At 72.8% G+C, this 19,706-nt stretch carries 17 protein-coding genes; 10 read left to right on the top strand and 7 right to left on the bottom strand.

Annotation, left to right across the window (positions count from 1 at the left end; genetic code table 11):
• Positions 1–95 precede the first annotated feature (95 nt).
• From ACIRB4_RS14430 to ACIRB4_RS14420, 3 genes are all read left to right on the top strand, one after another.
• Positions 96–3,665, top strand: coding sequence for a DNA polymerase III subunit alpha (locus ACIRB4_RS14430; protein ID WP_403291128.1), 3,570 nt, complete (start codon positions 96–98; stop codon positions 3,663–3,665).
• Positions 3,662–4,660, top strand: coding sequence for a DNA polymerase thumb domain-containing protein (locus ACIRB4_RS14425; RefSeq protein WP_403291126.1), 999 nt, complete (start codon positions 3,662–3,664; stop codon positions 4,658–4,660). The genes ACIRB4_RS14430 and ACIRB4_RS14425 overlap by 4 nt, the downstream gene beginning before the upstream one ends.
• Before the next feature lie 225 nt (positions 4,661–4,885).
• Positions 4,886–5,755 carry an esterase/lipase family protein gene (locus ACIRB4_RS14420; protein WP_403291124.1) on the top strand — a complete coding sequence of 290 codons (870 nt, stop codon included), beginning with the start codon at positions 4,886–4,888 and terminating at the stop codon, positions 5,753–5,755.
• 209 nt (positions 5,756–5,964) lie between these two features.
• Here the strand turns inward: ACIRB4_RS14420 and ACIRB4_RS14415 are convergent, their stop codons facing one another.
• Together ACIRB4_RS14415 and ACIRB4_RS14410 are read right to left on the bottom strand one after the other, a co-directional pair.
• Entirely contained in the window at positions 5,965–6,996 is a 1,032-nt protein-coding gene (locus tag ACIRB4_RS14415; protein WP_403291122.1) for a lytic polysaccharide monooxygenase, read from the bottom strand.
• A gap of 468 nt (positions 6,997–7,464) precedes the next feature.
• On the bottom strand, positions 7,465–8,133 hold the full coding sequence (locus ACIRB4_RS14410; protein ID WP_403291120.1) for a response regulator: 669 nt from the start codon (positions 8,131–8,133) through the stop codon (positions 7,465–7,467).
• 123 nt (positions 8,134–8,256) lie between these two features.
• On the opposite strand from ACIRB4_RS14410, the gene ACIRB4_RS14405 reads away from it, so the two are divergent.
• From ACIRB4_RS14405 to ACIRB4_RS14390, 4 genes are all read left to right on the top strand, one after another.
• Complete coding sequence (locus ACIRB4_RS14405; protein ID WP_403291119.1) at positions 8,257–9,240, top strand: Bug family tripartite tricarboxylate transporter substrate binding protein; 984 nt, start codon at positions 8,257–8,259, stop codon at positions 9,238–9,240.
• A 77-nt stretch (positions 9,241–9,317) separates the two neighbouring features.
• Positions 9,318–9,800 carry a tripartite tricarboxylate transporter TctB family protein gene (locus ACIRB4_RS14400; protein WP_403291240.1) on the top strand — a complete coding sequence of 161 codons (483 nt, stop codon included), beginning with the start codon at positions 9,318–9,320 and terminating at the stop codon, positions 9,798–9,800.
• Positions 9,801–9,803: 3 nt separating this feature from the next.
• Positions 9,804–11,300, top strand: coding sequence for a tripartite tricarboxylate transporter permease (locus ACIRB4_RS14395; RefSeq protein WP_403291117.1), 1,497 nt, complete (start codon positions 9,804–9,806; stop codon positions 11,298–11,300).
• On the top strand, positions 11,297–11,773 hold the full coding sequence (locus ACIRB4_RS14390) for a GNAT family N-acetyltransferase (protein WP_403291116.1): 477 nt from the start codon (positions 11,297–11,299) through the stop codon (positions 11,771–11,773). Before ACIRB4_RS14395 ends, ACIRB4_RS14390 begins: the two co-directional genes overlap by 4 nt.
• A 55-nt stretch (positions 11,774–11,828) precedes the next feature.
• Here ACIRB4_RS14390 and ACIRB4_RS14385 read toward each other — a convergent pair whose 3' ends face one another.
• Entirely contained in the window at positions 11,829–12,350 is a 522-nt protein-coding gene (locus ACIRB4_RS14385; RefSeq protein WP_403291114.1) for a DUF402 domain-containing protein, read from the bottom strand.
• The gene (locus tag ACIRB4_RS14380; protein ID WP_403291112.1) at positions 12,331–13,260 is read right to left on the bottom strand and encodes a GNAT family N-acetyltransferase; all 930 of its coding nucleotides are present in this window, start codon (positions 13,258–13,260) and stop codon (positions 12,331–12,333) included. The genes ACIRB4_RS14385 and ACIRB4_RS14380 overlap by 20 nt, the downstream gene beginning before the upstream one ends.
• Positions 13,261–13,333: 73 nt before the next feature.
• On the opposite strand from ACIRB4_RS14380, the gene ACIRB4_RS14375 reads away from it, so the two are divergent.
• The gene (locus tag ACIRB4_RS14375; RefSeq protein ID WP_403291111.1) at positions 13,334–13,708 is read left to right on the top strand and encodes a GntR family transcriptional regulator; all 375 of its coding nucleotides are present in this window, start codon (positions 13,334–13,336) and stop codon (positions 13,706–13,708) included.
• A gap of 96 nt (positions 13,709–13,804) precedes the next feature.
• Here the strand turns inward: ACIRB4_RS14375 and ACIRB4_RS14370 are convergent, their stop codons facing one another.
• A complete protein-coding gene (locus ACIRB4_RS14370; RefSeq protein WP_403291110.1) occupies positions 13,805–14,995 on the bottom strand; it encodes a DUF5925 domain-containing protein in 1,191 nt (396 codons plus the stop codon).
• Between the two features lie 220 nt (positions 14,996–15,215).
• Here ACIRB4_RS14370 and ACIRB4_RS14365 point away from each other — a divergent pair, with 220 nt between their 5' ends.
• On the top strand, positions 15,216–16,022 hold the full coding sequence (locus tag ACIRB4_RS14365) for an SGNH/GDSL hydrolase family protein (RefSeq protein ID WP_403291109.1): 807 nt from the start codon (positions 15,216–15,218) through the stop codon (positions 16,020–16,022).
• Here ACIRB4_RS14365 and ACIRB4_RS14360 read toward each other — a convergent pair.
• The gene (locus ACIRB4_RS14360) at positions 16,006–17,682 is read right to left on the bottom strand and encodes a serine/threonine-protein kinase (protein WP_403291108.1); all 1,677 of its coding nucleotides are present in this window, start codon (positions 17,680–17,682) and stop codon (positions 16,006–16,008) included. The genes ACIRB4_RS14365 and ACIRB4_RS14360 overlap by 17 nt on opposite strands.
• 336 nt (positions 17,683–18,018) lie before the next feature.
• On the opposite strand from ACIRB4_RS14360, the gene ACIRB4_RS14355 reads away from it, so the two are divergent.
• Positions 18,019–18,282, top strand: a complete 264-nt coding sequence (locus tag ACIRB4_RS14355) for a hypothetical protein (RefSeq protein ID WP_403291106.1) — start codon at positions 18,019–18,021, stop codon at positions 18,280–18,282.
• Positions 18,283–18,416: 134 nt separating this feature from the next.
• Here ACIRB4_RS14355 and ACIRB4_RS14350 read toward each other — a convergent pair whose 3' ends face one another.
• On the bottom strand, positions 18,417–19,613 hold the full coding sequence (locus ACIRB4_RS14350; protein WP_403291104.1) for a CaiB/BaiF CoA transferase family protein: 1,197 nt from the start codon (positions 19,611–19,613) through the stop codon (positions 18,417–18,419).
• Positions 19,614–19,706: the final 93 nt, after the last annotated feature.

The raw sequence follows: 19,706 nt of genomic DNA, 5'->3' as shown, positions 1-19,706 counted from the left end.
GCGGAGCGCCCGCCGTATCGTACGTCCGTTCGAAATGGGCTAGGGTGAAGGAGAGGGGGTGGGAACGTACGTACGAATCGATGCGGGAGGTGCGCATGCCGGGGTTCACGCATCTGCACACCGCGTCGGGCTTCTCCCTGCGCTACGGCGCCTCGCACCCCGAGCGGCTGGCCGAGCGCGCCGCCGAGCGCGGCATGGACGCCCTGGCCCTCACCGACCGGGACACCGTCGCGGGCGTGGTCCGCTTCGCGAAGGCCTGCGCGGCGGCGGGGGTGCGCCCCCTGTTCGGCGCGGACCTCCCGCTCGCCGGCCCCGCCCCGGCCGGTGGCTTCGCGGGCCATGCCGGTGCCGGTCCGCGTGGTGCGGGCCCCACCGGTGCCGGTGCCGGGCGCCCGCGCGACCGCGGCCCGAACGCCGGGACCTCCGCGCGCCGCGTGCCCGTGCGCGGGGGCGCCTTCGTGGACGAGTCCGCGCCCCGCGCCGTCTTCCTCGCCCGGTCCCGGGAGGGCTGGGCCGCGCTCTGCCGGATGATCACCGCCGCCCACGCGGAGGGCGAGCGCCCCCTGCTGCCCTGGGACGCCCACCACGGCGACGGTCTGACCGTGCTCCTCGGCCCCGCCTCCGACGTCGGCCGCGCCCTCGCCGCCGGCCGCCCCGACCGGGCCGCCCGGCTGCTCACCCCCTGGCGCGAGCGGTACGGCGACGCGCTGCGTCTGGAAGCCGTCCACCACGGGCGGTCCGGCACGGGCCCCGGCTCGCTGCGGCTCGCCGCCCGTACCGTCGGCTTCGCCGCCGAGCAGGGCGTCCGCCCGGTCCTCACCAACGACGTCCGCTACGCCGACCCCGGCCAGGGGCCCGTCGCCGACGTCCTCGACTCCGCCCGCCGCCTGGTGCCCGTCGACCCCCGCAAGGAGCTCGACAGCGGCGAGGCCTGGCTCAAGGGCGCGGACGACATGGCGGCCGCAGCCGAACGGATCGTCGAAGCGGCGGGTTTCCGCCGGGACACCGCCCACCGGCTGCTCGAACAGACCCGGGCGGTCGCCGCCGACTGCCTGCTCGACCCGGAGGACGACCTCGGCATCGGCTCCGCCCACTTCCCCGAGCCGCACCTCGTCGGCGCCGCGCACCGCACCGCCCAGCGCGTACTCGCCTCCCGGGCCGCCGCCGGCATGGTGCTGCGCGGTTACGACAAGCGCCGCGCCTACTGGGACCGGATGCACCGCGAGCTGGACATCATCGACCACCACGGTTTCGCCACCTACTTCCTGACGGTCGCCCAAGTCGTGGACGACATCAAGAAGATGGGGATCCGGGTCGCCGCCCGCGGCTCCGGCGCCGGCTCCCTCGTCAACCACCTCCTCGGCATCGCCCACGCCGACCCGGTCGAGCACGGGCTGCTGATGGAGCGCTTCCTGTCCAAGAACCGCACCGCCCTGCCCGACATCGACATCGACGTCGAGTCCGCCCGCCGTCTGGAGGTCTACCGCGCGATCATCGACCGCTTCGGCACCGAGCGGGTCGCCACCGTCGCCATGCCCGAGACCTACCGGGTGCGCCACGCGATACGGGACGTGGGCGCGGCCCTGTCCATGGACCCCGCCGAGATCGACCGGATCGCCAAGGCGTTCCCGCACATCCGGGCCCGGGACGCGCTCGCCGCCCTCGACGAACTGCCCGAGCTGCGCGAACTCGCCGGTGAGAGGCAGAAGTACGGCAGGCTCTGGGAGCTGGTCGAGGCCCTCGACAAGCTCCCGCGCGGGACCGCCATGCACCCGTGCGGGGTGCTGCTCTCGGATGCTTCGCTGCTCACCCGTACCCCCGTCGTGCCCACCAGCGGCGAGGGATTCCCCATGTCCCAGTTCGACAAGGAGGACGTGGAGGACCTCGGGCTGCTCAAGCTCGACGTCCTCGGGGTGCGGATGCAGTCCGCCATGGCCCATGCCGTCGCCGAGATCGAGCGGGCGACGGGCGAACGGGTGGACCTCGACGACCCGGAGCAGGTCGAACCGGACGACCCGAAGACGTACCGGCTCATCCAGTCCACCGAGACCCTCGGCTGCTTCCAGATCGAGTCGCCCGGCCAGCGCGACCTGGTCGGCCGGCTCCAGCCCGCCACCTTCCACGACCTCGTCGTCGACATCTCGCTCTTCCGGCCCGGCCCGGTCGCCGCCGACATGGTCAGGCCGTTCATCGAGGCCCGCCACGGCCGGGCCCCCGCCCGCTACCCGCACCCGGACCTGGAGGGCGCGCTGAAGGAGACGTACGGCGTCGTCGTCTTCCACGAGCAGATCATCGAGATCGTGCGGATCATGACCGGCTGCGGCCGGGGCGAGGCCGACCAGGCGCGGCGCGGACTGTCGCACCCCGAGTCGGAGGGGCGGATCAAGGTCTGGTTCGCCCAGCGGGCCGCGCGGCGGGGGTACGACCTCGAGACGATCACCCGCACCTGGGAGATCGTGGAGGCGTTCGGCTCGTACGGCTTCTGCAAGGCGCACGCGGTGGCCTTCGCCGTCCCCACGTACCAGTCGGCCTGGCTCAAGGCGCACCACCCGGCGGCCTTCTACGCCGGGCTGCTCACCCACGACCCGGGGATGTACCCGAAGCGGCTGCTGCTCGCGGACGCGCGGCGGCGCGGGGTGCCGGTGCTGCCGCTGGACGTGAACCGGTCGGCGGCCGCCCACCGTATCGAACTGGTGTCTGAGTCGCCGGAGGTGTGGGGCCTCCGGCTCGCCCTCGCCGACGTCCACGGCATCAGCGAGGCGGAGAGCGAGCGGATCGAGGCCGGACAGCCCTACGCCTCGCTGCTCGACTTCTGGGAGCGGGCCAGGCCGCGAAAGCCGGTGGCCGAACGGCTCGCGCAGGTCGGCGCGTTGGACGCCTTCGGCGCCAACCGGCGTGACCTGCTGCTGCACCTGACCGAACTGCACCGCGTCCAGCGCGGAGCCGCCTCCTACGGCGGTCAACTGCCGCTCGCCCAGGGGCGCAAGACGGCCCCCATCGGTCTGCCCGACCTCGATGAGTCGGAGCGGCTCAGCGCCGAGCTGGGCGTCCTCGGCATGGACGCCTCCCGCCATCTCATGGGCGACCACCACGCCTTCCTGCGGGAGCTCGGCGTGGTCTCCGCCAAGCGGCTGCGCGAGGCTCCGCACGGGCAGACCGTCCTGGTCGCGGGCGCGAAGGCGGCCACCCAGACTCCGCCGATCCGCTCCGGCAGGCGGGTCATCTTCACCACGCTCGACGACGGCACGGGCCTGGTCGACCTCGCCTTCTTCGACGACTCCCACGAGGCCTGCGCGCACACCGTCTTCCACTCCTGGCTGCTGCTCGTCCGGGGCGTGGTGCAGCGGCGCGGCCCGCGCAGCCTCAGCGTGGTCGGGTCCGCGGCCTGGAACCTCGCGGAGCTGGTGGAGCTGCGGGCGACCGGAGGTCTGGAGGCGGTGGGGGAGCGGCTCGCCTCCCGGCCGGAGGGCACCGGCGAGAAGAACGCCGATGGGGAGAACGCCGATGGGAAGGCCACCGAGGGGAAGACCACCGACAGCGGTCGCCGGATCAGGATGTCGACGGGGTACGAGATGAACCCCTGGGCGGACCTCCAGCCGGCCGGCGAGGGCGCGGCGACCCCGTCGCGGAAGTTGTGGCACAGCAGTCCGGGGAGCGCGGGATGATCCTCTGTGTACGGTTCCGGCTGGAGCCCACGCCTTTCCAAAGCGGAGGGGTCGAGCCGATGCTGCCGCGACTGGTGGAGCTGCTCGGCGAGTTCACCCCGGTCGTCGAGGCCACCCCGCCCGACACCCTGCTCGCCGACGTGCGCGGCGCGCTGCGCTACTTCGGCTGGAGCCCGGCGGAACTGGCCTCGGTGGTACGGGTCAGGGCGCTCGCCCTGTACGGCGTCGACTGCGTCATCGGGGCCGGTCCCAACCCGATGCTGGCCCGGATGGCCGCCCGCGAGGCCCGCCCCGGAGCCACCCTGGTCGTCGAGGATCCGGAGGGCTTCCTGCGGGACCGCCCGGTCGCCGCGCTCGACGGGGTCGGCCGCGCCACCGCCCGTACCCTCTGCGCGTACGGACTCGACTCCATCGGCCGGGTCGCGGACGCGCCGCTCGCCGTGCTCCAGCGCCTGGTCGGCGCGAAGACGGGACGCGAACTGGGGGAGCGGGCGCGGGGCGTCGACCGTACCCCGGTCGTACCGAACGCGCTCTCCCGCTCGATGGCCGCCGAACGCTCCTTCGACCGCGACGAGTTGGACCCGTCGGCGCAGCGCCGGGCGCTGCTCTCGCTCGCCGGGGAGCTGGGCGCCCGGATGCGGGCGGAGAAACAGGTGTGCCGCTCCCTGACGGTGACCGTGCGGTACGCGGACCGGTCCACCAGCAGCCGTACCCGTACGCTGCGTGAGCCGACCGCGCACTCGGCGGCGCTCACCGCCCTCGCGTACGCGGTCCACGAGTCGTTCGGGCTGCAGCGGGCGCGGGTGCGGGGGATCGCGCTGCGCGCGGAGGGGCTCGCACCCGCCGAGGGGGCCGCGCACCAGCTGACCTTCGACCCGGGGGACGAGAAGGCCCGGCGGATCGAAGCGGTGGCGGACCGGGCGCGGGCGAAGTTCGGTCCGCGGGCGGTGCTGCCGGGCTCGCTGGCCCAGGGGCGGGGGCCTCTGGCGGCCTGACGCCGCGGCCCATGGCCCCGCCGACGGCGGACCCGAAGGCCGCCCGGTGCCCGGCCGTTACTCCTTATTGACGAGAAGTCAGTTTTTACCGACGCGTAACTTCCCAGTAAAGACTACTCGTGCGTAGCTTGGCATGAGCAGAGCATCCCCACCTGTGGTCCGGACCGCAGGGCTCGCTGCCGTCGCTCGTCCCAGGTTTCCCTTGAGCCGCAAGGAGATCGCACGATGCTGCCCTGGAAGCACGCGCTCAGAGCCGTGTCGGTCCTGCTGCTGACCGCCGCCGCCACCCTCGCCCCCACCGCCTCGGCCCAGGCCACCACGGCCGCCACCACCGTGAGCCGGGGCTGGAACGACTTCACCTGCAAGCCCTCCGCCGCGCACCCGCGCCCGGTCGTCCTCGTCCACGGCACCTTCGGGAACTCCGTCGACAACTGGCTGTTCCTCGCCCCGTACCTGGTCCAGCGCGGGTACTGCGTCTTCTCGCTCGACTACGGCCGGCTGCCGAACGTGCCGTTCTTCCACGGTCTCGGCCCGATCGAGAAGTCGGCCGAACAGCTCGACGCGTACGTGGACAGGGTGCTCGCGGCCACCGGCGCCGCCGAGGCCGATCTCGTCGGCCACTCCCAGGGCGGCATGATGCCCCGCCACTACCTCAAGTTCCTCGGCGGGGCCGAGAAGGTCAACGCGCTCGTCGGGATCGCCCCCGACAACCACGGCACGACCCTGCTCGGCCTCACCGCGCTGCTGCCGTACTTCCCCGGCGCCGAGGACCTCATCAGCGAGAAGACACCCGCTCTCGCCGACCAGATCGCCGGCTCCCCGTTCCTGACCCGGCTCAACGAGGGCGGGGACACCGTGCCGGGCGTCACGTACACGGTCATCGCCACCAGGTACGACCAGGTCGTCACCCCGTACCGCTCGCAGTTCCTCGACGGCGAGCACGTCACCAACGTCCTCATCCAGGACAAGTGCGCGCTCGACCTCTCGGAGCACGTGGCGATCGGGACGGTGGACCGGGTCACGTTCCACGAGGTGGCCAACGCCCTCGACCCGGCCCACGCGACCCCGACCACCTGCGCGTCCGTGGTCGGCTAGGGGTCGGACACGACCTAGGTCGTGTCCGGAAAGTCTCGCCTGGTCCGCGACGCCCTGCACGCGCGGTCGCTGCGTTGGCCACAAGCCCAAGTAGCTCCGCTACGAGGGCTTCCGGCCGCCTCGCGATCGCACGCACCGGACGCCGCAGACCCCGCCCTCCGGGCGGACGGCGATACTTTCCGGACACTCCCTAGGAGCCAGCGGCTGTGTCAGCGGCCGTGTCGGCGGCCTGCCTGCGGCGACGAGCGGCGGACCGTCGCGAAGAGCACCGCCGCACCGATCGCCAGGACGGCGGCGCCGCCGACCGCGAGGTACGGGGTCATGGCGTCGCCCCCGGTCGCGGCGAGGCTCTCGCCCGGACCGTCGGCGGCCGCACCGGCGGGCGCCGGCCCGTTCGGTGAGGTCGGCGTGGTCGGCTCGGTCGGCGTGGCGGGCTCGGACGGGGCCGGCGCGGCCGGCGCCGAGGCCGGGGCGGCGGCGGTCTCCTTCGCGCCCGTCTCCGCCTTGTCGTCCCCGTGCCCGCCGTGCTCGACCGACGACTCGTCCTTGCCGTCCTCGATCTGCTCGTCGGTGGGCGCGGACGGCGCCGGGGCCGTACCGCCGCCGTCCCGGCCGAAGACGACGTCGGAGCAGGTGTAGAACGCCTCGGGGGAGTCGGAGCGCTGCCAGATCGAGTAGATCAGATGCCGGCCGGACTTCCGTGGCACGGTCCCGTCGAAGACGTAGTCGCCGCCCTCCAGACTCGGGTCGGTCACCGTCGCGAACGGCTTCTCCTCCAGGTCCGACCACCTCAGCGGCTTCGACGGGTCGTAGCCGTCCTTGGTGACGTACAGCTCGATGGAACCCCGGTGCGGCGCGGTCGCCTTGTAACGGAAGCGGTGCGCACCGGAGTCGAGCCGGCTCGCCGGCCAGTCGGCGCGTGCCAGGTCGAGGCCCCGGTACTTGTCGTTGCCGGCGCTGCACAACGCGCCGTCCGGGATCAGCTCGCGGTGCTTGCCGGCCGCGTTGGCGATGTTCACCGCGTTCCAGTCGTAGAACGCCTGCGCCCCGCTCGCCGCGACGGCCGCCTTGCACGCGGCGGACCTCGGGCTCTCCGGCCCCTCGGCGTAACAGGCCGAGACCCGGCTCACCGGATCCGTCATCGACCCGTGCGCGGAGGCCGGGGCGGCGGCGAGACCGGCGAGCGCGAGCGGCGCGATGCCGAGGACGAGAGCGGTGGAGGCCTTGCGGCGAGTGGTCATGTCGGAGCAACTCCTTCGACGGGGCCGGTGGGGGGACGCGTGGAGGCGCGAGGCGCTGACGCGGGAACGCGCTGGGGCGGTCCGGCCCGGCGGCGCAGCCCCCCGAGAGCTACGGCACCGACGGCCCGGACCGGCCCGGCGCTCAGCAAGCTAGCCCGTCGAAACCGCGAAAAACGCTGCTGGGAGCGGTGGGTGGCGATCTTTATGGTCGCCTTAAGGCGGGAGTAAGAAGCCGCTCAGGAAGCGGAGGGAACGGCGCCGGAACGGAAACCGGAGCGGGGCCGGAACGCGGCCGAGTGGAGCGGAGGTCGAACCGAAGCCGGAGCCGAGCGGACCTGGGTGGCGCCGAACGGGAAGGTGCCCGAAGGAGCGGAGGCCGTCCGAAGCCGGAGCCGCCCGAGCCCGTACGGAGCCGAACGGGGAAAGTGCCCGAAGTGCGGGCCCCGCCCCGCCGACGAGCCCGCCTGTTCAGCCCAGCCGGCGGTAACGCCGCTCGGGCCGCCCCGTCCCCCCGTACCGCAGGGTGATCTCCGCGCGGCCCGTCTCCGCGAAGTACTCCAGATAGCGCCGGGCGCTGACCCGGGACAACGAGCCCGCCTCCGCGCACTCCGTCGCCGACAGGCCCTCCGGATGCGCCCGGAGGATGCCGTCCACCAGCTCGGCCGTCGGCGCCGCCAGCCCCTTCGGGAGCTCCCGCGAACCCGGCGGGCGGGTCCCGAAGATCTGGTCCACGTCCTCCTGGCGGGCCTCGTCCAACTCCTCCAGGCGGCTGCGCAGCGACGCCACGTGCCGCAGCTGCTCCTGCAGGGCGGCCTGGTTGAACGGCTTGATCAGATAGTGCAGCGCCCCCGCCCGCAGCGCCGAGCGGATCGTGCCCGCGTCCCGCGCCGCCGTGATGAACAGCGCGTCGACCCCCAGGCCCGCCCCGCGCAGCTCCCGAAGCACGCTGATCCCGTCCATATCGGGCAGAAAGATGTCGAGCAGCACCAGATCGGGACGCAACAGGTCGGCCGCGCGCAGCGCTTCGGCGCCGCTGTGCGCCACACCGACGACGGAGAAGCCGTCCACGGCCGACACATAACGGCTGTGCAGCTTCGCGACCATGAAGTCGTCGTCCACCACCAGCACCTTTGTCACGCCGCCACGCTAGGTCGCGACCACAAGGACCACAACGTCCGTTGATTGCGGAAGAGAGACAGCTTCTTAACGCGCGGGCAACATGTGGGCCACTTCACTCCATCTACCCGAGAGGCGGCACACGTGCGTCTACGCACTCCCCTCGCCCTGTTCGGGGCGGCGCTGCTGGTGCTCGTGGGGCCGCCGCTGCTCTCCACCGGCAGCGGCTCCGACACCGGCACGCAGATCCCCGGCCTGCGGTTCATGGTCCCCAACACGCCCGGCGGCGGATACGACATCACCGCCCGCACCGCTGCCAAGAACGCCGAGGACGCCGGTCTGACCACCGACATCGAGGTCTTCAACCTGCCCGGCGCCGGTGGCACCGTCGGCCTCACCCGGCTCGTCGGAGAGCACGGCAACGGCCGGCTCGCGATGTCCATGGGCCTCGGCGTCGTCGGAGCCGTCCACACCAACAAGACCCCGAAGACCCTCACCGACACCACCCCGATCGCCCGGCTCACCGAGGAGCCGGACATCGTCGTGGTCGGCAAGGACTCCCCGTACCGGACCATCCAGCAGCTTCTCGCCGCCTGGCGGAAGGACCCCGGCAAGCTGCCCGTCGGCGGCGGCTCGTCGCCCGGCGGACCCGACCACCTCGCGCCGATGCTCATGGCCCAGGCCGCCGGCATCGCGCCGAAGAGCGTCAACTACATCCCCTTCGACGGCGGCGGCGAGCTCCTCGCCTCCATCCTCGGCGACAAGGTCGCCTTCGGCGTCTCCGGCGTCGGCGAGTACCTCGACCAGATCAGATCCGGCGAGCTGCGCCTCCTCGCCGTGACCGGCCCCGAGCGCGTCCCCGGGCTCGACGCCCCCACCCTCCGGGAGGCCGGGCTCGACACCGAGTTCACCAACTGGCGCGGGATCGTCGCCCCGCCCGGCCTCTCCGACGCCGAGCGGGACAAGCTCGTCGGCCTGGTGACCAAGCTGCACGACTCTCCGCAGTGGCGGGAGTCGCTGAAGAAGAACGGCTGGCACGACGCCTTCCTGCCCGGGGAGAAGTTCGGCGACTTCCTCGCCGAGCAGGACAAGCAGGTCGCGTCGGTACTGAAGGAGCTGGGTCTGTGAGCACTCCCACCGGAAACCCCACCGACACCCCCACCGACACCCCCACCGGCACCCCCGCCGAGAAGCGGTCCGGCTGGCTGCGCGAGCACTCCGAGCTCGGCGTCAGCCTTCTCCTCCTCGTCATCGGCGTCCTCGTCCTCACCGACGCCCTGACCATGTCCGTCGACCTCACCCAGCGCGGCCCCGTCGGCCCCAGGACCGTCCCGCTCGTCGTCGGCGCCGGCCTCCTCCTCGTCGCCGTCCTCCTCGCGGCCGACGTCCTGCGCGGCGGGCGCGGCGAAGCCGAGGGCGGCGAGGACGTCGACCTCTCCGAGCCCAGCGACTGGCGCACGGTCCTGCTGCTCGCCGGCGTCTTCCTCGCCTTCGCGGTCCTCATCGACCCCGTCGGCTTCCCCGTCGCCGGCGCACTCCTCTTCTGGGGCGCCGCCTACGCGCTCGGCAGCCGCCACCTCCACCGCGACCCCCTCATCGCCGCAGGCCTCTCGCTCCTCACGTACATCGTCTTCAACAACCTGCTCGGAGTCCCGCTGCCCGGCGGCCCGCTGATGGGAGTGCTCTGACCCATGGACTCACTCAACTCGCTCATCGACGGCTTCGGTACGGCCCTCACCCCGATGAACCTGCTGTGGGCCGCCATCGGCGTGCTCCTCGGCACCGCCATCGGCGTCCTGCCCGGCATCGGCCCCGCCATGGCGGTCGCCCTGCTGCTCCCGGTGACCTACGGACTGGAACCCACCGGCGCCTTCATCATGTTCGCCGGCATCTACTACGGAGCCATGTTCGGCGGCTCCACCACCTCCATCCTGCTCAACACCCCCGGCGAGAGCGCGGCCGTCGTCGCCGCCATGGAGGGCAACCCCATGGCCAAGGCCGGCCGTGGCGCACAGGCGCTCGCGGCGGCCGCCATCGGCCACTTCACCGGCGGCATGATCGGCACCCTGCTGCTCGTCGCCCTCGCCCCGACCGTCGCCGCGCTCGCCGTCGACATCGGCGCGCCCGACTACTTCGCCATCATGGTCCTCGCCTTCATCGCGGTGACCTCCGTCCTCGGCTCCTCCCGCATCCGCGGTCTTGCCTCGCTCCTCATCGGCCTGACGATCGGCCTGATCGGTCTCGACCAGATGACCGGCCAGCAGCGCCTCACCTTCGGCTCGCTCCAGCTCGCCGACGGCGTCGACGTCGTCATCGTCGCGGTCGGCCTCTTCGCCATCGGCGAGGCGCTGTGGGTCGCGGCCCATCTGCGCCGTACCACGGGCGAGGCCATCCCCGTCGGACGGCCGTGGCTCGGCAGGGACGACGTCCGGCGCACCTGGAAGTCCTGGCTGCGCGGCCCCCTCATCGGCTTCCCGTTCGGCGCGATCCCGGCCGGCGGCGCCGAGATACCGACCTTCCTGTCGTACGTCACCGAGAAGCGCCTCTCCAAGCACAAGGACCAGTTCGGCAAGGGAGCCATCGAAGGCGTCGCGGGACCCGAGTCCGCCGCCTCCGCCTCCGCCGCCGGCACACTCGTCTCCATGCTCACCCTGGGGCTGCCGACGACCGCCGTCGCGGCCGTCATGCTCGCCGCGTTCCAGCAGTACGGAATCCAGCCCGGCCCGCTCCTCTTCGAGCGCGAACCCGACCTGGTCTGGGGCCTGATCGCCTCGCTCTTCGTCGGCATGGTCCTGCTGCTCGCCCTCAACCTGCCGCTCGCCCCCGTCTGGGCCAAGCTGCTGCGCATCCCGCGCCCGTACCTCTACGCCGGCATCCTCTTCTTCGCGGCCGTCGGTGCCTACGCGGTCGGCGGCGAGGCGCTCGACCTGGTGATCCTGCTGGTCATCGGCCTCATCGGCCTCGGCATGCGGCGCTACGGACTGCCCGTCCTGCCGGCCGTCATCGGCGTCATCCTCGGCCCGGCCGCCGAACAGCAGCTCCGCCGCGCGCTGCAGATCAGCGACGGCTCCCTGACCGGGCTTGTCGACACCCCGTTCTCGGTCACCGTGTACGCGGTCGTCGTGGTCCTGCTGGCCTGGCCGCTGCTGAAGAAGGTGATCAAGCGCCGTCGTAACGTGACGGCATGACAGACACCATCCCCCGCCTCGCGGTCCCCGCCGACGTGCCCGCCGTGAAGTCCGTGACCGACGCGGCCTTCCGGCACTACATCGAACGGATCGGTCTCGTACCGGCGCCGATGGAGTACGACCACGCGGCGAACGTGGCCGCGGGGAGGGTGTTCGTCGTCGGGAACCCGGTGCTCGGCCTCGTGGTGGTGATCCCCGAGGCCGACCACCTCTACCTGGACGAGATCGCGGTCCACCCGGACGCCCAGGGCACGGGCCTCGGCCGCACCCTGCTCACCTGGGTCGAAACGCACGCCCGGGAACTGGGGTTGCCGGAGGTGCGGTTGCTGACCAACGCGATGATGTGGGAGAACCAGAAGCTGTACGAGCGGTACGGCTACGAGATCACCGAGCGCCGCCTGGACGGGCCGTACGACCGCATCCATTACCGCAAGCGCGTGTCCCCGCTCCTCCACCCGCCCGGGACGGCGTGAGTTCCGGAGGCGGCACCGCAGGGCAGCCCGCCTGCGCCGTCCCGGCGTCGCGGCCTCAGCCCAGGATCCGCGCCGACCCGGTGTCGTGGCCGCAACCCAGGAGTTCCAGCAGGCCCTCGCGGCCGAGGACCTCCAGTTCGTCGAGGGCGACGACCGCACAGGCGGCCGCCTCAGGGTCGGAGGTGGTGAGGCCGCTCGCCGCGAACTCGTCCTCGTCGAGTCGCAGCACCTCGCTGCCGTCCGCCGACACCCACAGATCCAGGTCGAGGTCCTCGACCACCACCTCACCGCCCTCCCCGTCGATCGCGGCGGGCCGGGTGATGTCGCAGTACCAGCCCTTCAGGGCGCCGTCCGCCGAGCGGACCTCCTTGACCGCGTACCAGCGGTCGCGCCAGTAGTGCTCGACGAGGACGTCGCCCGGCTCGAACCGTACGAAGCCGAAGTCCCGTACCCCCTCGGCGGCCCAGGGGGCGCGGACCGTGAGCCGGGTGCCGTCGTCGGCGAGGACGTCCGCCGGGTAACGGATCTTCGTCCGCCCCGCCTTCACGAGCACCACATCAACCAAGCGTGCGGACATGGCGTACCTCCGTCGCGCAGATCTCGTATCCGAACCATGAGTTGATGGCCAGCATCGGCCCGTTCCCGGCGTCGTTCCCGGTGAACGCCTCCGTACAGCCGGCGGCGCGGGCGCGGTGCAGGGAGTGGTTCTTGGCGAGCTTGGCCAGGCCGCGGCCCCGGAACGCGGGGTCGGTGCCGGTCATTCCCGAGCCGTACCGGCCGGCGCCGTCGGTCTGCGCGGCGGTGAAGGCGGCGGGCCGTCCGTCCACGACGGCGACGGTGGTCAGCTCGCGGTCGAGCAGGGGGTGGTGCCAGGTGGTCGCCAGCCAGTGCTCGTAGTCCGTGAGCTGGGCGCCGACGTCACCCGGTTCGTCCGCCGTGGTCAGCGCGTCGAGGACGAAGAGCGGACGGGGGTCGGCGGCGAACTCGGCGGCCGTCCGCAACTCGACACCGGCGGGCGGCTCCTGGAGCGGGGGCAGCTCGGCTCCCGCCAGGTCGAGGCGGAGGAAGTGTGCGGACCGGCTCGGCGCGTACCCGTGCCTCTCGGCGAAGGCGCGGAACCCCGGCTCGTCGAGCACCCAGCTGTAGAGCGTGGTCGCCCCGGCCGCCGCGAGGTGCTCCTCGGAGGCCCGCAGCAGCAGCGTGCCGGCGCCGCGGCCCCGCTTCTCCGGGTGGACGTAGATGTTGACCGAGCCGATGCCGGGCTCGGGGGCGTCGTACGCGATGCCGAGCTGCGAGCAGCCGACGATCTCCCCGTCGATCTCGGCGACCAGAGGCCGCTCATGGGCGTCGGGATGGGCGTGCGCCCAATCGAAGGCCACCTGTGCGGCATTGCCGAGCATGCAGGGGAGCGCTGCCCGCCGGACCCGGGCGAAGCCCGCCGCGTCCTCGGGGTCCTCGGGCCGTACATCGCGCACGATCACAGTCATGGTGCCGCACGCTACGTCCGGCGGCGGTGGGGCCGCCTCCCATTTTTCCGTGCGGCGGGGGCAGAATCGGCCCGTGACATTGCGAATCACCGTGGACACGGGCTCCCCGACCGCCCCGTACGAACAGCTGCGCGCCCAGATCGCGGAGCGCGCCCGCTCCGGCGCGCTGCCGGTCGGCTACAAACTGCCGACGGTACGGGGTCTGGCGGAGGACCTGGGCCTGGCGGCGAACACGGTCGCCAAGGCGTACAAGGCGCTGGAGGCGGACGGTGTGATCGAGACGAGGGGCCGGCACGGCACGTTCGTCGCGGCGGCGGGCGACGCGGCGCAGCGCCGCGCGGCGACGGCGGCGGCGGCCTTCGCGGAGGAGGCGCGGCGCCTGGGCCTGACCCGCGAGGCGGCCCGCGGCGCGGTGGACGAGGCCCTGCGGGCGGCGTACGGGGCGTGAGCGGGGGAGCCGGCGGCCTGGCCTGATCCCAAAAGGAGAGGCCCTGAAAGAGAGGCCATACAGGTACAGCCCCGGTCTACAGGTACAGCCCCGCGTCTACAGGTACAGCCCCGCGTCCGGTCGGCGGGACTCCGGGACGCCGGCCGGAGCCGTGCCCCGGCGCAGCGCGAACAGCTCCGCGAGCGTGGCGCCCTCGTGGCCGAGGCTTTCCCGGCCCTGGGCATCCCCGCCGAGCCACGAGAGCGCCTCGGCGTGGGTCAGGCCGCCCACCTCGATCCGCGCCAGGCAGCGGCCGGGCCGGACCACCGCCGGGTGGAGGCGCTCCAGGTCCTCGTTGGTCGTGACGCCGACGAGGACGTTGCGCCCCTGGCCGAGGAGACCGTCCGTCAGGTTCAGGAGCCGCGACAGCGCCTGTCCCGCCGTGTGCTTCGCCTCGCCCCGGATCAGCTCGTCGCAGTCCTCCAGGAGCAGCAGGCGCCACCGTCCCTTCGCCGTGCCCTCGTCCTCGCCGATCGCGATGTCCATCAGATAGCCGACGTCGTTGAAGAGCCGTTCCGGGTCCAGGACGCAGTCCACCTGGCACCAGTCACGCCACGAGCGGGCCAGCGTCCGCAACGCGGACGTCTTGCCCGTTCCCGGCGGCCCGTGGAGCAGCAGCAGCCTGCCCGCGATGTCGTCCGGCGTGACCTTCATCAGCCGGTCCATCGCCTCGGCGACCGGCGCGGTGTAGTTGGGCCGGATCTCCTCCCATGTGCCGGCGCTGATCTGACGCGTCGTGCGGTGCGGGCCGCGGCGCGGCGACACGTACCAGAAGCCCATCGTCACGTTCTCCGGCAGGGGCTCCGGCTCGTCCCTCGCCCCGTCCGTCGCCTCCTTGAGGACCTTCTCCGCCAGCTCCGCGCCCGTCGCCGTGACCGTGACGTCCGCGCCCCGGTTCCACCGCGAGATCAGCAGGGTCCAGCCGTCGCCCTCGGCGAGCACGGCGCTGCGGTCGTCGTCCTTGGCCGCGCGCAGCACCTTCGCCCCGGCGGGCAGCAGCGTCGCGGCGGGCTTGACCCGGTCCAGGGTGGTGCTGTGGGAGTGCGGCTGCTCGCCCGTCGCGAAGCGGCCGAGGAACAGCGCGTCGACGACATCGGCGGGCGAGTCGCTGTCGTCGACGTTGAGCCGGATCGGCAGCGCTCGTTCGGGCTCTGACGGATCGACGGCGGACGGAGCGTCAACTGGAACCGGATCACGAGAATCCGACGAGGTGGCGGGCTCCGCGGGGGTGGCAGACATGGCGCCCATGATCCGGCAATCGCGCATCGAGCGCACAGTGTTTTGGAGACGCCCCGCGGCCGACCGGGAGCCGGCCGACCTGTCGGATCGCCAGGTGGCCTGATTCGAGCGGTGCCTGACGGGCGGTCGGCAGGTTCTCGCCAAATGTTCTTGGCATGGACACTTCCAGCGGATCGTTCACGCTGCTACTACCTAGTAACAGCAGAGGTCCTGCTACCAGGGAGGTTCCATGAAACTGTCCCGTCTCGCGGCCGTCTCGTCCTCGCTCCTGCTCGGCGCCGTCCTCGCCCTCACCGGCGCTGGGGCCGCGCAGGCCGCCGAAACCGCCGCCCACGACTACGTGGCGCTGGGCGACTCCTACTCCTCCGGCGTCGGAGCCGGGAGCTACGACAGCGCAAGCGGCAACTGCAAGCGCTCCACCCGCGCCTTCCCCGTCCTGTGGGCGAACGCCAACTCGCCCTCCTCGTTCTCCTTCACCGCTTGCTCGGGCGCCCGGACGGGAGATGTGACGAGCGGGCAGCTCGGACCCCTCTCCGCCGCCACCGACCTGATCTCCATCACCGTCGGAGGCAACGACGCCGGCTTCGCCGACGTCATGACCACCTGCGTCCTCCAGTCGGAGGCCAGCTGCATCAACCGCGTGAATCAAGCCAAGAGCTACGTCGACACCACGCTTCCCGGAAAGCTCGACTCCGTGTACTCGGCGATCAGAACCAAGGCCCCGAACGCGCGCGTCGTCGTCCTCGGCTACCCCCGCTTCTACAAGATCGGCGGCAGCTGCATCGCCGGGCTGACCGAGAACGAGCGCCGCGCCATCAACGGCGGTGCCGACCACCTCAACGCGGCCACCGCCAAGCGCGCGGCCGACCACGGCTACACCTTCGCGAGCGTCGTCCCCGCCTTCACCGGACACGAGATCTGCTCCGGCTCGTCCTGGCTGCACAGCGTCAACTGGAGCAACATCGGCGAGTCGTACCACCCCACTGCCGCCGGACAGTCCGGCGGCTACCTGCCCAGCTTCAGGAACGTGGTGTAGTCGGCCCGCCCGGGGAGGCGGCCCCGCCCGTCGGGGTCGCCTGCTCACAGGTCACCGAGAACCGCACCCAGGACGAACGGGTCTCCACCGGCTCGCGGACCTCCACCCGGATCCGGTCGCGCCGCGTGTCGCCCGCCCGGTACGTCAGCTCCGTGTGGTCGACCCTCCGCCGCTCCGGACCGCCCGCCGCGAACTCCAGCGTCCGCCAGCCGCCCGCCGAGGTCTCCCCGCTCTCCGTGACCCAGCGGTACTCCACCGACGCGGGGGTTCGCCCCACCATCAACGTGGCGGAGAAGGCAGGGGCCTTGGCCGCCGGTGGCGGACACGGCCCGCTGTAACCGCCGCGTACGGCCGTCACGTACACCAGGACCGACGGGGACGGCGGCGCGGTGGTCCCGGTGGCGGTGTTCGTCCTCGTGGCGGTCACGGTCGTGGTCGCTGTCGCGGTCGTGGTCGTCGTAGCGGGCGGGGACGTGGTCGCGGTGGTCGTCGGGGTGGCCGAGGGCGAGCCGCTCGACGGGGCGCTCGTGGTGCTCGCCGGCGGAGAGCTCGCTCCGGGCGCGCTGCTCGTGGGCCCGCCGCCCTTGCCCGTGGCGCCGATCCGATCCTCGTTCCGCAACAGCCAGTACGCCAGCGCGATCGCGGCGAGCAGCAGCGCGATCGCCACGGCGAGCAGCGGCCCGCCGCGCCCCGACCGCCGCCCCCGGCCGGACGACGTCCCCGCACCCGTCGCGGGGCTCCGGGAGAGCGGCGCGGTGGACGAGAGAAAGGGCAGGGGCGGAGGCATGTCGGAGGTGTCGGCGCGAACGACCGGACCGTACGGCTCCGCCCGTAGCGTCCCCGGCTCCGGCGCTCGGCCCGCGCCCACCAGGCGCAGCTGCCGTTCCGCCTCCTCGGCGGTGAGCCGCTCATCGGGCTCCTTGCGCAGCAACCCCTCGATCACCGGGGCCAGCGGGCCGGCTCTGCGGGGCGGCGGAAGCTCCTCGTCCACCACGGCCCGCAGGGTGCTCAGCGGAGTGTCCTGGCGGAAGGGGGAGTTGCCCTCCACCGAGGCGTAGAGCAGCACGCCGAGCGACCACAGGTCGGACGCCGGACCGGGCGTGTCTCCCAAGGCCCGCTCAGGAGCGAGGAATTCGGGCGACCCGACCAGTTCGCCGGGCACCGTGAGCGTCGAGGCGCCCTCCACCGTCGCGATGCCGAAGTCGGTCAGTACGACCCGACCGTCGTTCCTCAGCAGGACGTTGACGGGTTTCACATCCCGGTGCAGCACCCCGGCCCCGTGCGCGGCACGCAGCGCGGCCAGCACCTCAGCGCCGATGCTCGCGGCGCGCCGCGGGGGCATCGGGCCCTCCGCGTCCAGGACTTCGGAGAGGGTGAGCCCGCGGATCAGCTCCATCACGATCCAGGGGCGGCCGCCGTCAGTGGCCACGTCGTACACCGTCACCACGTTCCGGTGCGAGATCCGGGCCGCCGCCCACGCCTCGCGCTCCAGCCGCGCGTACAGTCGGCCCTCCTCGCCCGCGGGTGTCCCGACCGGGGCGCGGACCTCCTTGACGGCGACCTCGCGGCCGAGGGCCTCGTCCCTGGCGCGCCAGACGGTGCCCATCCCGCCCTCGCCCAGGATGTCCAGGAGCCGGTACCGACCCGCGATCACGGTCATGGCGTGTCCCCTGTCCGTCGTTGGCCCGGTGGAGCATTTCTGCCCCCGGGCCGGGTACTTCGAACTCCGGCGGAAGGAGGTCCGGTGATCTTGGTGGCGGAGATCACACTCCGTCAGATGACCGTGGGTGACGTCCTTGCGTGCAGGATGGTTCCTGACAGTTCGGCAGGTGTTCGAGCGCTGTCCAACTCGCCCTGGAATCAGCTGGATTCGGACAGTAACCGTCAACCCCCGTACGAGTGCGGTGAATACCACCGCCGGGATACACGGGTGTCGAGACGGGGCGATAGGGTTAACCTGCCCGGGCCGGGTGCCCTCGTTTGGGTGGGGAGTGACATGGAACAGATAGCAATGCGCAGCAGGCCGCGAGTGCCTGCCATCACATGCGGGAGCGGCGCGACCAGTTCGCGGCTCGACCGCCATCTCGCGGTACTCGGCGGTCCCGCCGTGCCACAGCGCGAGGCGGCCGAGGCGACGCTGCTGATGCGCGAACTCACGACACGTGACGTCACGCACAGCCGTCGCAGCAAGAGCGCGCGCGTCTCGCTCTTCGCGCCCCTGCGACGCCTGCGCCGCTCGCTGTTCGGCAGCCGAGGCTAAAGCAGCAGGCCCAGCAGGCCCACCGGAAGGGTTGTGGGCACACGTTCCGCCGGGCCGGGGGGCTTCCCCCGGACGAAAGCCCGGGGGAGGTGCGCACAACCCCCACCTCCGCGCTCAGGTACCGACCGGCCTGGTCAGGCCACGACACCCTCCGCTCGAAGCACCCCCAGCTCGGCCGAAGTGACCCCCAACTCCCCGAGAACCCGCTCCGTGTCCTCGCCCAGCGCGGGGATCCGGCCCATCCCCGGCTCCGGACCGTCGGGAAAGACGACCGGCGGCAGCAGTGAGCGCAGCGGCCCCACCGGCGAGTCCACGGACCGCCAGCGGTCGCGCGCGGCGAGCTGCGGATGCTCCGCCAGATCCGCCACCGTGTTCAGCCGGGCACAGGCGATCCCCGCCGCGTCCAGCCGGGCCAGCGCCTCCGCCGCCGTCAGCGGCGCCAGCGCGGCGGCGACCACCGCGTCCGTCCTCTCCCGGCCGGCCACCCGGGCCGCGTTGGTCGCGAACGCCGGATCGTCCGCGAGCTCCGCCCGGCCCATGACCTGTTCGGCGAGCCGCCGCCACTCCCGGTCGTTCTGCACGGACAGCAGCACCAGGCTCCCGTCGGCCGTCGGATAGGCGTCGTACGGCGCGATGACCGCGTGCGCCAGGCCCGTACGCGCCGGAGGCGTCCCCCCATGCATCCCGTGATGCAGCGGATGCCCCATCCACTCGGCCAGCGCGTCCAGCAGCGACACCTCCACCGGCCCGCCGCGCCCCGTCGTCCCGCGCCGCACCAGCGCGGCGAGCACACCCGCGTACGCGTACATCCCCGCGGCGATGTCGGCCGCCGGGATCCCCGACTTGACCGGCCGCTCCTCGGTCCCGGTCACGGACACGAGACCGGCCTCGCACTGCACCAGCATGTCGTACGCCCGCCGGTGCGCGTACGGCCCGCCCGGCCCGTACCCCGAGACGTCCACCGCGATCAGCCGCGGATGGGCGGCGCACAGCGTGGCCGCGTCCAGACCCAGCCGCGCCGCCGCCCCCTGCGCCAGGTTCTGTACGAAGACGTCGGCGCCGGCGACCAGCCGGCGGACGAGCGCGAGCCCCCGCGCGTCCTTGAGGTCGACGGCCACCGACTCCTTGCCCCGGTTGCACCACACGAAGTGCGACGCGAGCCCCCGGGCCGCCGTGTCGTACCCGCGGGCGAAGTCCCCGCCGTCGGGGCGCTCGATCTTGACGACCCGGGCGCCGAGATCGGCGAGCTGGCGGGTGGCGAAGGGAGCGGCGACCGCCTGCTCGACGGCGACGACCGTGATCCCCTTTAGGGGGAGTGGCTGAGTGCTCATGGAAGCCCTGCCTACCCTGCCGAGCCGCGCTTGTCACTGCGGCCCTTCTCACCCGCGGGCCGCCGTCACCGCGGCCCGCGTCCCGCGAGGCCG

The organism is Streptomyces sp. NPDC093600 (assembly GCF_044764755.1).
Taxonomy (GTDB): domain Bacteria; phylum Actinomycetota; class Actinomycetes; order Streptomycetales; family Streptomycetaceae; genus Streptomyces.
The sequence above is the reverse complement of the archived record's forward strand: the minus strand, read 5'-3'. Positions and strand labels throughout refer to the sequence as shown.

What these genes read in the sequence shown, in the direction of transcription:
- ACIRB4_RS14430 (WP_403291128.1), top strand. Translation starts at nt 96, where the DNA reads ATGCCGGGGTTCACGCATCTGCACACCGCGTCGGGCTTCTCCCTGCGC.
- ACIRB4_RS14425 (WP_403291126.1), top strand. Translation starts at nt 3,662, where the DNA reads ATGATCCTCTGTGTACGGTTCCGGCTGGAGCCCACGCCTTTCCAAAGC.
- ACIRB4_RS14420 (WP_403291124.1), top strand. Translation starts at nt 4,886, where the DNA reads ATGCTGCCCTGGAAGCACGCGCTCAGAGCCGTGTCGGTCCTGCTGCTG.
- ACIRB4_RS14415 (WP_403291122.1), bottom strand. Translation starts at nt 6,996, where the DNA reads ATGACCACTCGCCGCAAGGCCTCCACCGCTCTCGTCCTCGGCATCGCG.
- ACIRB4_RS14395 (WP_403291117.1), top strand. Translation starts at nt 9,804, where the DNA reads ATGGACTCACTCAACTCGCTCATCGACGGCTTCGGTACGGCCCTCACC.
- ACIRB4_RS14390 (WP_403291116.1), top strand. Translation starts at nt 11,297, where the DNA reads ATGACAGACACCATCCCCCGCCTCGCGGTCCCCGCCGACGTGCCCGCC.
- ACIRB4_RS14385 (WP_403291114.1), bottom strand. Translation starts at nt 12,350, where the DNA reads ATGTCCGCACGCTTGGTTGATGTGGTGCTCGTGAAGGCGGGGCGGACG.
- ACIRB4_RS14380 (WP_403291112.1), bottom strand. Translation starts at nt 13,260, where the DNA reads ATGACTGTGATCGTGCGCGATGTACGGCCCGAGGACCCCGAGGACGCG.
- ACIRB4_RS14370 (WP_403291110.1), bottom strand. Translation starts at nt 14,995, where the DNA reads ATGGGCGCCATGTCTGCCACCCCCGCGGAGCCCGCCACCTCGTCGGAT.
- ACIRB4_RS14365 (WP_403291109.1), top strand. Translation starts at nt 15,216, where the DNA reads ATGAAACTGTCCCGTCTCGCGGCCGTCTCGTCCTCGCTCCTGCTCGGC.
- ACIRB4_RS14360 (WP_403291108.1), bottom strand. Translation starts at nt 17,682, where the DNA reads ATGACCGTGATCGCGGGTCGGTACCGGCTCCTGGACATCCTGGGCGAG.
- ACIRB4_RS14355 (WP_403291106.1), top strand. Translation starts at nt 18,019, where the DNA reads ATGGAACAGATAGCAATGCGCAGCAGGCCGCGAGTGCCTGCCATCACA.
- ACIRB4_RS14350 (WP_403291104.1), bottom strand. Translation starts at nt 19,613, where the DNA reads ATGAGCACTCAGCCACTCCCCCTAAAGGGGATCACGGTCGTCGCCGTC.